Here is a 13,032-nt window from a genome sequence, read left to right as displayed (position 1 = left end):
CATGGGACCCGCGCGTACCTTCGGGACCGGCGCCACGAGCCACGCAGGGGTACGGCGCTCCCGCCTCGCCGTCGCCGGCCTCGCCGCCGCAGCGGTGCTGGTCACCAGCGGCTGTCAGGGCGCGTTCGACCTGCCCCTTCCCGGGGGCGCAGCCGAGCACGGCGACATCATCCGGGTCACGGCCGAGTTCGCCGACGTCCTCGACCTCGTGCCGCAGTCCTCCGTCAAGGTCGACCAGGTCACCGTCGGGTCGGTGGAGAAGATCGAGCTCAACGGCTGGACGGCCCGGGTGACCCTGCGGCTGCCCCGTGACGTGAAGCTGCCCGACAACGCGGTCGCCGAGCTCAAGCAGACCTCGCTGCTCGGGGAGAAGTACGTCGAGCTGGGGCCCCCGCCCACCGGCACCCCGGAGGGCCGGCTCGGCGACGGCGACAACATCCCGCTCGACCGCACCGGCCGCAACCCCGAGGTCGAGGAGGTCCTCAGCGCGATGTCGCTGCTCCTCAACGGGGGAGGGGTCGCGCAGCTCAAGACGATCGAGACCGAGCTCAACAACGCCCTGAGCGGCAACCAGACCCAGATCAGGGACCTCATCAAGCAGCTCGACACGTTCGTGGGGGGCCTGGACCAGCAGAAGTCGGAGATCGTCCGCGCCATCGACAACATCGACAAGCTCGCCGCCAGGCTGGCCGCGCAGAAGGACGACATCGCGCGGGCGGTGGAGGCCCTCCCGGGCGGCCTGAAGGTCCTCGCCGACCAGCGCAAGCAGCTCGTCCAGATGCTCGCGGCCCTCAGTCGCCTGGGCGCAGTCGGCACCGACGTCATCCGGCAGAGCAAGGACGACACGGCGGCCAACCTCAAGGCGCTGGCACCGATCCTCGCCCAGCTGACCAAGGCGGGGGACGACCTCCCGAAGTCCCTCCAGCTGCTGCTGACCTACCCCTTCCCGGACAGCGCGACGGGGGCGATCAAGGGCGACTACACCAACCTCTCGGCCGACATCGACCTCAACCTGGTCAACCTCGCCGGCAACCTCGGGCTCCCCACGGCACCTCCCACCGGCCTGCCGACCGGGCTCCCGACCGGTCTGCCCACGGGCCCCCTGCCCTCGGTCCCGCTCCCCACGGGCGGGTTGCCGGGACTTCCCGGTCTCCCTGGCACCAGCTCCACCTCCTCCGGGTCGTCCACCACCTGCACCGGCCTGCTCTGCCCCCTGGGTTCGTCCCAGCAGTCCTCCCAGCAGTCGGGGAGCTCCGCGCAGACCTCCGGCTCGGACGGCTCGTGGCGCTCGCTCTACGGAGGTGGCTCATGATCCGCCGCTCGGTGAAGGTGCAGCTCTTCGCCTTCATGCTCATCACGCTGCTCACGGTCTCGGTGCTCTCGGCCCGCTACGTCGGGCTCTACGACCGGGTGGTGGGCGGCCAGTACCGCGTCTCGGCGGACTTCGCGCAGTCCGGCGGCATCTTCGTCGGCTCCGAGGTGACCTACCGGGGCGTCACCGTGGGGCGGGTCGACCGCCTCAGCCTCTCCAAGGACGGCGTCGTGGTGGAGGCCAAGATCAAGCGCGGGGTGAAGATCCCGAAGGACACCAAGGTCGTGGTGGAGAACCGCTCGGCCGTGGGGGAGCAGTACCTCGACTTCCAGCCGCGCAGCGACCGCGGGCCGGACCTCGCCGACGGCGCACGCATCCCGCGGCGGGACACGGGCTACCCGTTGCGGGTCGACACCCTGCTGCTCGACCTCGACCAGACCGTCAACTCGGTCGACCGGAAGGACCTGTCCACCGTGGTCGACGAGCTCGGCACCGGGTTCGCCGACGGTGGCCAGGACCTCCAGCGCCTCATCGACAGCGGCGACGCGCTCACCAAGGCGGCCACCGAGGCCCTGCCACAGACCGAGAAGCTGATCGACGACGGCCGCATCGTCCTCGACACCCAGCGCGACACCTCGGGGCAGATCAAGGTCTTCGCCAAGAACTTCAAGGAGCTGTCGCAGACCCTGAAGTCCTCCGACGGCGACCTGCGGCTCGTGCTCGACCGCGGGGCCGTCGCCTCGGGGGAGCTCGAGGCCCTCATCCGCGACAACAAGGGCAACCTTGCCGCCCTCCTGGCCAACCTCATCACCATCGGCCAGGTCACCACGTCGCACGTGGACGGCATCCAGCAGCTGCTCGTGACCTACCCCGACGTCGTGGCCGGTGGCTACACGGTGGTCCCGGGCGACGGGACGGCCCACTTCGGTCTGGCCCTGGCCCAGGACCCGCCGGTCTGCACGCAGGGGTACGGCGGCACCAAGCGGACCGACCCGAAGACGACCACCAACCTCCCCCCGGTCAACACCTCCGCCCGCTGCACGGCGCCCCGCGGGTCGGGGACCACCGTCCGCGGCGCGCAGAACGCCCCGGGGCCGTCGTCGGGTTCGAGCACGAACTCGACCCTGCCGCTGGCTTTCGGCGACCAGCCCGTATCCCCGGGCATGGCTGCGTCGTTGGGCATGACAACGCCACAGGTGTCGGTCCCCGTGCTCCCGTCGGGAGGTGACGGCAGCGATCCCTCGTGGTTGTGGATCATGAAGGAGGCTGCTCGATGAGCACGATCACCACCCACGCCGGGCGGGCGGTGACGGCCGGCAGCGCCCCCGAGGGCGCCCCTGCCGACACGACACGGCACCAGCGCGAGGACGCCTCGCCCGACGCGTCGACCCCTGCAAGGGTCGGCGTCGCGCGGATCACCCCCCGCCTCGTGTGGGCGCTGGTGGTGCTCGCCCTCGCCGCCTCGGTCGCCCTCGGGGCGACCCGTGGGCGCAACTGGTACTCGGCCCGCCAGACGGAGCAGGCCCACAGCGCCGCCGTGGCCGCGGCGAAGCAGCTGGCGGTCAACTTCGTCACCGTGGACTACACCCGCGTCGACGCGGACACGGCCCGCGTCCGGGCCGGGGCCACGGGGCAGTTCCTCAAGAGCTACTCGACCTCGGTCGAGGAGCTCAAGAAGGTGCTCGTCGCCAACAAGACCGTCTCCACCGTCCAGCGCACCGAGGCAGCCCTGGTGTCGGGCGACCGTGACTCGGCTGTCGCCCTGGTGGGCGTCGTGGCCCCCACGAAGAACACCGCCGTCCCGGCGGGGGAGACCAAGACCTACCGGATGCGGCTTGAGCTGCGCCGGGTCGGCCAGGCATGGAAGGTGGAGAACCTTGAGTTCGTCGGCTGAGACCCCCCGTCCCCGCCCCAGGGTCGCCGGTCACCGCGCCCGGGCCCGTGCCACCGAGGCCACCACCGGCTCGGTTCGATCGACCGCCCCCACCGTCGAGCCCACGGTCGAGCCCGCCACCAGCGCCGCCCCGCTGGCCACGCCCGGGGCTGGGACCCGCCGCAGCCGGTTCCGGCGCCCGGCCGCACGGCCCGGTACCCAGCCCGCAGGCGAGGTCGGCGCGCCGGCCGTCGCGGCCGACGCGTCGCCCGCCCGGGCCGGCCACCGCCGCTGGGCCGTCCCGCTGGTCGCGCTCGTGGCCAGCCTCGCGCTGCTCGGCACCGTCCTCGGCGTGAGCCTCCGCGACACGGGGGAGGAGGCCGCGGTGGAGCGCGCAGCCTCCAGCCAGGCCCGCACCTCGATCGAGCAGATGCTCAGCTACAACTACAAGACCATCGACGCGCAGTCGGCGCAGATCGAGGGACTGCTGACGGGCGCGTTCAAGGGTGAGTTCACCACCGCCATGGACAAGCAGATCAAGCCGCTCGCCGTGAAGAACCAGACGGTGGTGCAGGCGCGGGTCTCCGACATCGGGGTCATGAGCTCCACGCCGACCACCGTGAAGGTGATGGCCTTCGTCAACCAGGCGCGGGTCGGCAGCGACCAGAAGGACCCCGTCGTCGACCAGAACCGGGTCCTCGCGACGATGTCCAAGGTCGGCAACCGGTGGCTCATCAGCCGGGTCGACGCGTTCTGACAGTCCACCCGAACCCTTGCTGACCTGCGGCGACGTCCCCCCGGGGGCGTCGCCGCAGCCGTCCGCCCCCACCGTTCGGCCCCCTCCCCGTGTGGCGCCCTTGACGTGCGGGCGTGGGCGCGTCATCCTCGTCTGCGTCGCACCCGCCCCTTGTGGGGGCGAGACCCCCGTCAAGGCGAAGGATCTTCCCGCTGGACACGGTTGGACGAGGCTGCCCTCTTACTGTATGCTCATCCTTTGCGCTGCCCTCTTTCGTCGACCCCGCCCCGGACACCAGCCCTTCGTCGTGCCCTCCGGCACGAATTCGTGGCCAGGACCGAGACGGAGCCGTGATGGCGGCTGGCGCCAATTCGGTTTCGAACCATCAGTTTTAAGACAGGCCCGTGGAAGGACCCCTCCTTGGCTGCCTCGCGCAACGCGACTCAGACTGTGTCCACCGCACGGACGGCTTCCGGCCGTCTGTCGTTCGCGAAGATCCGCGAACCCCTCGAGGTCCCCGACCTCCTGGCGCTGCAAACGGAAAGCTTCGACTGGCTGCTCGGTAACGAGCGCTGGCAGGCCCGTGTCGCAGAGGCCAAGGCCGCAGGCCGTGGGGATGTGCCGGATCGCTCCGGCCTCGAGGAGATCTTCGAGGAAATCTCACCGATCGAGGACTTCAGCGGCTCCATGTCGCTGTCGTTCCGCGACCACCGCTTCGAAGAGGTCAAGTACTCCATCGAGGACTGCAAGGAGCGCGACCAGACCTACTCCGCGCCCCTGTTCGTCACCGCGGAGTTCATGAACACCACGACGGGCGAGATCAAGAGCCAGACCGTGTTCATGGGCGACTTCCCGCTCATGACCGAGCGTGGCACCTTCGTCATCAACGGCACCGAGCGTGTCGTCGTCTCCCAGCTCGTCCGCAGCCCGGGTGTCTACTTCGAGCGCACGCCCGACAAGACCTCCGACAAGGACGTCTACACCGCCAAGGTCATCCCGAGCCGCGGCGCCTGGCTGGAGTTCGAGATCGACAAGCGCGACATGGTCGGCGTCCGCGTCGACCGCAAGCGCAAGCAGTCGGTCACGGTCCTGCTCAAGGCCCTCGGCATGTCCGAGGCCGACATCCTCGAGGAGTTCGGCGACTACGAGTCGATGCGCCTCACCCTGGAGAAGGACCACACGGCCGGCCAGGACGACGCGCTGCTCGACATCTACCGCAAGCTGCGCCCGGGCGAACCGCCGACCCGTGAGGCCGCCCAGACCCTCCTGGACAACCTCTACTTCAACCCCAAGCGCTACGACCTCGCCAAGGTCGGCCGTTACAAGATCGACCGCAAGCTCGGCGTCACCGCCGAGCTGGGCGACTCGGTCCTGTCGGTCGACGACGTGGTGGCCACGATCAAGTACATCGTCGCCCTGCACGCCGGTGAGACCACGCTCAAGGGCAAGAACGGCGAGGACGTCCCCGTCGAGGTCGACGACATCGACCACTTCGGCAACCGTCGCCTGCGCAACGTCGGCGAGCTCATCCAGAACCAGGTCCGCACCGGCCTGTCCCGCATGGAGCGCGTCGTCCGCGAGCGCATGACCACGCAGGACGTCGAGGCGATCACCCCGCAGACCCTGATCAACATCCGCCCCGTGGTGGCCTCGATCAAGGAGTTCTTCGGCACCTCCCAGCTGTCGCAGTTCATGGACCAGAACAACCCGCTCGCGGGCCTGACGCACAAGCGGCGTCTGTCGGCCCTCGGCCCGGGCGGTCTCTCCCGCGACCGCGCCGGCATGGAGGTCCGTGACGTCCACCCGTCGCACTACGGCCGCATGTGCCCCATCGAGACCCCGGAAGGCCCGAACATCGGCCTCATCGGCTCGCTGGCGTCCTACGGGCGGATCAACGCGTTCGGCTTCATCGAGACCCCCTACCGCAAGGTGGTCAAGGGCCAGGTCACGGACGAGATCCACTACCTGTCCGCCGACGAGGAGGACCGGCACGTCATCGCGCAGGCCAACGCCGTCATCGACGCCGAGGGCAACTTCACCGACGAGCGCGTCCTGGTCCGCACCAAGGGCGGCGAGGTCGACTACATCCCCGGTGAGGACGTCGACTTCATGGACGTCTCCGCCCGCCAGATGGTGTCGGCCGCGACCGCGCTGATCCCGTTCCTCGAGCACGACGACGCCAACCGTGCGCTCATGGGCTCCAACATGCAGCGCCAGGCGGTGCCGCTGGTCAAGTCCGAGGCGCCGCTGGTCGGCACCGGCATGGAGTACCGCGCCGCGCTCGACTCGGGCGACGTCGTCCGGGCCGAGGCCGCCGGTGTGGTCACCGAGGTCTCCGCCGACCTCGTCACCGTCGCCGGTGACGACGGTGCGACCCGCACCTACCGGATCGCCAAGTTCGCGCGCTCCAACCAGGGCACGTCCTACAACCAGGTCGTCGTCGTCAACGAGGGCGACCGGGTCGAGGCCGGCGGCGTCATCGCCGACGGTCCCGCGACCGACGGTGGCGAGATGGCGCTCGGGCGCAACCTGCTCGTGGCGTTCATGCCGTGGGAGGGCCACAACTACGAGGACGCGATCATCCTCAGCCAGCGCCTGGTGCAGGACGACGTCCTCTCCTCGATCCACATCGAGGAGCACGAGGTCGACGCCCGTGACACCAAGCTCGGGCCGGAGGAGATCACCCGGGACATCCCGAACGTCTCCGAGGAGGTCCTGGCCGACCTCGACGAGCGCGGCATCATCCGCATCGGTGCCGAGGTCCGCGATGGTGACCTGCTCGTCGGCAAGGTCACGCCCAAGGGCGAGACCGAGCTGACGCCGGAGGAGCGCCTGCTGCGCGCCATCTTCGGTGAGAAGGCCCGCGAGGTCCGCGACACGTCCCTCAAGGTGCCCCACGGCGAGACCGGCACGGTCATCGGCGTGAAGGTGTTCGACAAGGACGAGGGCGACGACCTGCCCCCGGGTGTCAACCAGCTCGTGCGCGTCTACGTCGCCAACAAGCGCAAGATCACCGATGGTGACAAGCTCGCCGGCCGTCACGGCAACAAGGGCGTCATCTCCAAGATCCTGCCCGTGGAGGACATGCCGTTCCTCGAGGACGGCACCCCCGTGGACGTCGTGCTCAACCCGCTCGGTGTGCCCGGTCGTATGAACGTCGGCCAGATCCTCGAGCTGCACCTCGGCTGGGCTGCCAGCCGCGGCTGGGAGATCGCGGGCAACCCGGACTGGGCCAAGCTCATCCCCGAGGACGCGCGCTCGGCCCCGGCCGGCACGCGTGTCGCCTCGCCGGTGTTCGACGGTGTGCGCGAGGACGAGATCGTCGGTCTGCTCGACTCGACGACCAAGACCCGTGACGACGTCCGCCTCATCGACGGCTCCGGCAAGTCCCGGCTCTTCGACGGCCGCTCCGGCGAGCCGTTCCCCGAGCCGGTCTCCGTGGGCTACATGTACATCCTCAAGCTGCACCACCTCGTGGACGACAAGATCCACGCCCGCAGCACCGGCCCGTACTCGATGATCACGCAGCAGCCGCTGGGTGGTAAGGCGCAGTTCGGTGGCCAGCGCTTCGGTGAGATGGAGGTGTGGGCCCTCGAGGCCTACGGCGCGGCCTACGCGCTGCAGGAGCTCCTGACGATCAAGTCCGACGACGTGCAGGGTCGCGTCAAGGTCTACGAGGCCATCGTCAAGGGCGACAACATCCCCGAGCCCGGCATCCCCGAGTCCTTCAAGGTGCTCATCAAGGAGATGCAGTCGCTCTGCCTGAACGTCGAGGTGCTCAGCAGCGACGGCACCTCGATCGAGCTGAAGGAGTCCGACGAGGACGTCTTCCGCGCGGCGGAGGAGCTCGGAATCGACCTGTCCCGGCGCGAGCCCAGTTCGGTCGAAGAGGTCTAAGGCGTCGGTGTGCCGCGCAGCACCCAGGTGACCGCGCGGCACACCGCCCCTCCTCCCGACCCACCCCAGACTTAACAAGAGACACGAGAGAAGGAACCACGTGCTCGACGTCAACTTCTTTGACGAACTGCGCATCGGCCTGGCCACTGCTGACGACATCCGTCAGTGGAGCCACGGTGAGGTGAAGAAGCCCGAGACGATCAACTACCGCACGCTCAAGCCCGAGAAGGAGGGCCTGTTCTGCGAGCGCATCTTCGGCCCCACCCGGGACTGGGAGTGCAACTGCGGCAAGTACAAGCGGGTGCGCTTCAAGGGCATCATCTGCGAGCGCTGTGGTGTCGAGGTCACTCGCGCCAAGGTGCGTCGTGAGCGGATGGGCCACATCGAGCTCGCCGCCCCCGTCACCCACATCTGGTACTTCAAGGGCGTCCCGTCGCGCCTGGGCTACCTGCTCGACCTCGCCCCGAAGGACCTCGAGAAGGTCATCTACTTCGCGGCGTACATGATCACGTCCGTCGACGACGAGCAGCGCCACAAGGACCTGCCGTCGCTCGAGGCCCAGATCGAGGTCGAGAAGAAGGAGTTCGAGAACCGTCGCGACTCCGAGATCGAGGCTCGCGCCAAGCGTCTCGAGTCCGACATCGCCGAGCTCGAGGCCGAGGGTGCCAAGGCCGACGCGCGCCGCAAGGTCCGCGAGTCCGCCGAGCGCGAGATGAACCAGATCCGCAAGCGCGCCGACCAGCAGATCGAGCGCATCGACCAGGTCTGGGACCGCTTCAAGAACCTCAAGGTCCAGGACCTCGAGGGCGACGAGATCCTCTACCGCGAGATGCGCGACCGCTTCGGCCTCTACTTCGAGGGCGGCATGGGCGCGGCGGCGATCCAGAAGCGCCTGCAGGACTTCGACCTCGAGGCCGAGGCCGAGCTGCTGCGCGAGATCATCGCCACCGGCAAGGGCCAGAAGAAGACCCGCGCCCTGAAGCGGCTCAAGGTCGTCACGGCCTTCCAGGCCACGACCAACAAGCCGGCCGGCATGGTGCTCGACGCCGTCCCGGTCATCCCGCCGGACCTGCGCCCCATGGTGCAGCTCGACGGTGGCCGCTTCGCGACCTCGGACCTCAACGACCTCTACCGTCGTGTGATCAACCGCAACAACCGGCTCAAGCGCCTGCTCGACCTCGGTGCGCCGGAGATCATCGTCAACAACGAGAAGCGCATGCTCCAGGAGGCTGTCGACAGCCTCTTCGACAACGGCCGTCGTGGTCGCCCGGTCACGGGCCCCGGCAACCGTCCGCTCAAGTCGCTGTCCGACATGCTCAAGGGCAAGCAGGGCCGGTTCCGCCAGAACCTGCTCGGCAAGCGCGTCGACTACTCCGGCCGCTCGGTCATCGTCGTCGGCCCGCAGCTCAAGCTGCACCAGTGCGGCCTGCCCAAGCAGATGGCGCTGGAGCTCTTCAAGCCGTTCGTGATGAAGCGCCTGGTCGACCTCGACCACGCGCAGAACATCAAGTCGGCCAAGCGCATGGTCGAGCGTGCCCGTCCGGTCGTGTGGGACGTCCTCGAAGAGGTCATCACCGAGCACCCCGTGCTGCTCAACCGCGCACCCACGCTGCACCGCCTCGGCATCCAGGCCTTCGAGCCCCAGCTGGTCGAGGGCAAGGCCATCCAGATCCACCCGCTCGTCTGCTCGGCCTTCAACGCCGACTTCGACGGTGACCAGATGGCCGTCCACGTGCCGCTGAGCACCGAGGCGCAGGCCGAGGCCCGCATCCTCATGCTCTCGAGCAACAACATCCTCAAGCCGGCCGACGGCCGCCCCGTGACCATGCCCACCCAGGACATGATCATCGGCCTGTTCCACCTCACCTCCGAGGTGGAGGACGGTCGGGGCACCGGTCGGGCGTTCTCCTCGGTCGCCGAGGCCCGCATGGCCTTCGACGCCGGCAAGCTCGAGCTGGGCAGCAAGATCAAGATCCGCCTGCTCGACGTCGTCCCGATCCCCGGCACCGAGCTGCCCGAGGGTGTCGAGGCCAACGAGCTGGGCCAGGTGCCCTCGCTCACCCTCGAGACCACGCTGGGCCGCGCGCTGTTCAACCAGACGCTGCCGGTGGACTACCCGTTCGTCGACGCCCCCGTCGACAAGAAGCGGCTGTCCACGATCGTCAACGACCTGGCCGAGCGCTACAGCAAGGTCCAGGTCGCGGCGAGCCTCGACGCGCTCAAGGAGTACGGCTTCCACTGGGCGACCCGCTCGGGCACCACGGTCGCCATCTCCGACGTCGTGACCCCGCCGCGCAAGCTCGAGATCCTCGAGGGCTACGAGACCAAGGCCACCAAGGTCCAGGTCCAGTACGAGCGCGGTCTGATCACCGACGACGAGCGTCGCCAGGAGCTCATCGAGATCTGGACCCAGGCCACCAACGAGGTCGCCAAGGAGATGGAGGCCAACCTCCCGAAGACCAACACCATCTACAAGATGGTGTCCTCGGGTGCGCGTGGTAACTGGATGCAGCTGCGTCAGATCGCCGGTATGCGTGGTCTGGTGTCCAACCCGAAGGGCGACATCATCCCGCGTCCGATCCGCGCGAACTTCCGCGAGGGTCTGTCGGTGCTCGAGTTCTTCATCTCCACGCACGGTTCGCGTAAGGGTCTTGCCGACACCGCGCTGCGCACCGCCGACTCGGGTTACCTGACCCGTCGTCTGGTGGACGTGTCGCAGGACGTCATCATCCGCGAGGACGACTGCGGCACCGACCGCGGCCTGACCATGCCGATCGCGCAGAAGAACGCGGCCGGCGCGCTGGTCGAGCACGACGACGTGGAGACCTCGGTCTACGCCCGCACGCTCGCCGCCGACGTCGAGAAGGACGGTTCCGTCCTCGCCGTGGCCGGCATCGACCTCGGTGACGTGGTCATCGACGCCCTCGTCGCCGCCGGCGTCGAGGAGGTCAAGGTCCGCTCGGTGCTCACCTGTGAGTCCCACGTCGGCACCTGCGCCGCCTGCTACGGCCGCTCGCTGGCCACCGGCAAGCTCGTCGACATCGGTGAGGCGGTCGGCATCATCGCCGCCCAGTCCATCGGTGAGCCCGGCACCCAGCTGACGATGCGTACCTTCCACACCGGTGGTGTGGCCGGTGACGACATCACCCAGGGTCTGCCGCGTGTCGTCGAGCTCTTCGAGGCCCGTACCCCGAAGGGTGTCTCCCCGATCGCCGAGGCCTCCGGCCGCGTCACGATCGAGGACACGGACAAGACGCGTCGCCTCATGCTGACCCCGGACGACGGCTCCGAGGAGCACGCCTACCCGGTGAGCAAGCGTGCGCGCCTGCTCGTGCAGGACGGCGAGCACGTCGAGGTCGGCCACCAGCTCACGGTCGGCTCCATCGACCCGAAGCAGGTGCTGCGCATCCTCGGCCCGCGTGCGGTCCAGATGCACCTGGTCGACGAGGTCCAGCACGTCTACCGCCAGCAGGGTGTGTCGATCCACGACAAGCACATCGAGGTCATCGTGCGGCAGATGCTGCGCCGGATCACGATCATCGAGTCCGGTGACGCCGACCTGCTGCCCGGTGAGCTGGCCGAGCGTGGCCGCTTCGAGAACGAGAACCGTCGCGTCGTGGCCGAGAACGGCCGCCCCGCGTCGGGACGTCCCGAGCTCATGGGCATCACCAAGGCCTCGCTCGCGACCGACTCGTGGCTGTCGGCCGCCTCCTTCCAGGAGACGACCCGCGTGCTCACCGAGGCTGCGATGAACGCCAAGTCGGACCCGCTGCTGGGTCTGAAGGAGAACGTCATCCTCGGAAAGCTCATCCCGGCCGGCACCGGCCTGCCGCGCTACCGAAACATCAAGGTCGAGGCCACGGAAGAGGCCAAGGCGGCGATGTACTCGATGCCGAGCTACGAGTACGACTACCCGGTCTTCGGGCCCGGTTCCGGCGAGGCCATCCGCCTCGACGACGCCGAGCTCGGGCTCGACTGACGACTCGCTCGCACAGCACGACCCGAGGGGGTCGGCCCGGTTCGCCGGGCCGGCCCCCTCGGGCGTCAGCGGGTGGGGGAGGGGTCCCGCACCGATTTGGTCGGGTACCACGCAGGCGGTATCTTTGAACACTGTGTCTGAGGGCCAACCCTCGGGCATGCCCGCTGGAGCCGCCGCCGTCTCAGGCAGCCGGGCCAGCACACCTCTCGCCGGGCAACCCACGACCCATCCGCATGGATGGCGCGTGGGGAGTGCAGGGGGGAGCGCCGAGCACGACACACCCGAGTGCGGGGGTCGGGCAGAGCGACCACACCAAGGAGTGCCGTAGGGCGAGAGCCCGAAGGTGCAGAACATCAACTACGTACGGAGAACAGGTTGCCTACGATCAACCAGCTTGTGCGCAAGGGGCGCCAGGACAAGGTCACCAAGACCAAGACTCCTGCCCTCAAGGGCTCGCCCCAGCGCCGTGGCGTGTGCACGCGTGTGTACACCACCACCCCCAAGAAGCCGAACTCTGCCCTGCGCAAGGTCGCCCGTGTGCGCCTCACCAGCGGCATCGAGGTCACGGCCTACATCCCGGGCGTCGGCCACAACCTGCAGGAGCACTCCATCGTGCTCGTGCGTGGGGGTCGTGTGAAGGACCTCCCCGGCGTGCGCTACAAGATCGTCCGCGGTTCCCTCGACACCCAGGGTGTGAAGAACCGCAAGCAGGCCCGCTCCCGTTACGGCGCGAAGATGGAGAAGAAGTAATGCCTCGCAAGGGACCCGCGCCCAAGCGCCCCCTCGTCGTCGACCCGGTCCACAACTCTCCGTTGGTGACCCAGCTGGTCAACAAGATCCTCCTCGATGGCAAGAAGTCCATCGCCGAGACGATCGTCTACGGCGCCCTCGAGGGCTGCCGCGAGAAGACCGGCACCGACCCCGTGGTCACGCTCAAGCGTGCCCTCGACAACATCCGCCCCACCCTGGAGGTCAAGTCCCGCCGTGTCGGTGGCGCGACCTACCAGGTGCCGATCGAGGTCAAGCCCAACCGCGCGACCACGCTGGCCCTGCGCTGGATGGTCGGCTACTCGCGTCAGCGTCGTGAAAAGACGATGACCGAGCGCCTCATGAACGAGATCCTCGACGCGTCCAACGGCCTCGGTGCCGCGGTGAAGCGTCGCGAGGACACCCACAAGATGGCCGAGTCCAACAAGGCCTTCGCGCACTACCGCTGGTAAAGGCGGACGGGGTGC

General features: G+C 68.7%; 8 protein-coding genes. All 8 read left to right on the top strand.

Annotated features, from left to right (window positions below):
* The first annotated feature begins 1 nt into the window (after position 1).
* Positions 2–1,312, top strand: coding sequence for an MCE family protein (locus ABEA42_RS00380; protein ID WP_345500380.1), 1,311 nt, complete (start codon positions 2–4; stop codon positions 1,310–1,312).
* On the top strand, positions 1,309–2,589 hold the full coding sequence (locus tag ABEA42_RS00375; RefSeq protein ID WP_345500378.1) for an MlaD family protein: 1,281 nt from the start codon (positions 1,309–1,311) through the stop codon (positions 2,587–2,589). The genes ABEA42_RS00380 and ABEA42_RS00375 overlap by 4 nt, the downstream gene beginning before the upstream one ends.
* Entirely contained in the window at positions 2,586–3,206 is a 621-nt protein-coding gene (locus tag ABEA42_RS00370) for a hypothetical protein (protein WP_345500377.1), read from the top strand. The genes ABEA42_RS00375 and ABEA42_RS00370 overlap by 4 nt, the downstream gene beginning before the upstream one ends.
* Positions 3,190–3,942: a hypothetical protein gene (locus tag ABEA42_RS00365; protein ID WP_345500375.1), complete on the top strand. Its 753-nt coding sequence runs from the start codon at positions 3,190–3,192 to the stop codon at positions 3,940–3,942. The genes ABEA42_RS00370 and ABEA42_RS00365 overlap by 17 nt, the downstream gene beginning before the upstream one ends.
* Before the next feature lie 399 nt (positions 3,943–4,341).
* Positions 4,342–7,818, top strand: a complete 3,477-nt coding sequence (rpoB, locus tag ABEA42_RS00360; RefSeq protein WP_345500373.1) for a DNA-directed RNA polymerase subunit beta — start codon at positions 4,342–4,344, stop codon at positions 7,816–7,818.
* A gap of 100 nt (positions 7,819–7,918) precedes the next feature.
* Entirely contained in the window at positions 7,919–11,797 is a 3,879-nt protein-coding gene (locus ABEA42_RS00355) for a DNA-directed RNA polymerase subunit beta' (protein WP_345500371.1), read from the top strand.
* Between the two features lie 375 nt (positions 11,798–12,172).
* Entirely contained in the window at positions 12,173–12,547 is a 375-nt protein-coding gene (rpsL, locus tag ABEA42_RS00350; protein ID WP_056883290.1) for a 30S ribosomal protein S12, read from the top strand.
* On the top strand, positions 12,547–13,017 hold the full coding sequence (gene rpsG, locus ABEA42_RS00345) for a 30S ribosomal protein S7 (RefSeq protein WP_056883291.1): 471 nt from the start codon (positions 12,547–12,549) through the stop codon (positions 13,015–13,017). Before rpsL ends, rpsG begins: the two co-directional genes overlap by 1 nt.
* The last annotated feature ends 15 nt before the right edge of the window (positions 13,018–13,032 follow it).

Source organism: Pedococcus ginsenosidimutans (assembly GCF_039544395.1).
GTDB lineage: Bacteria > Actinomycetota > Actinomycetes > Actinomycetales > Dermatophilaceae > Pedococcus > Pedococcus ginsenosidimutans.
The sequence above is the reverse complement of the archived record's forward strand: the minus strand, read 5'-3'. Positions and strand labels throughout refer to the sequence as shown.

Coding starts and splice junctions, on each gene's coding strand:
- ABEA42_RS00380 (WP_345500380.1), top strand. CDS start 2: ATGGGACCCGCGCGTACCTTCGGGACCGGCGCCACGAGCCACGCAGGG.
- ABEA42_RS00375 (WP_345500378.1), top strand. CDS start 1,309: ATGATCCGCCGCTCGGTGAAGGTGCAGCTCTTCGCCTTCATGCTCATC.
- ABEA42_RS00370 (WP_345500377.1), top strand. CDS start 2,586: ATGAGCACGATCACCACCCACGCCGGGCGGGCGGTGACGGCCGGCAGC.
- rpsG (WP_056883291.1), top strand. CDS start 12,547: ATGCCTCGCAAGGGACCCGCGCCCAAGCGCCCCCTCGTCGTCGACCCG.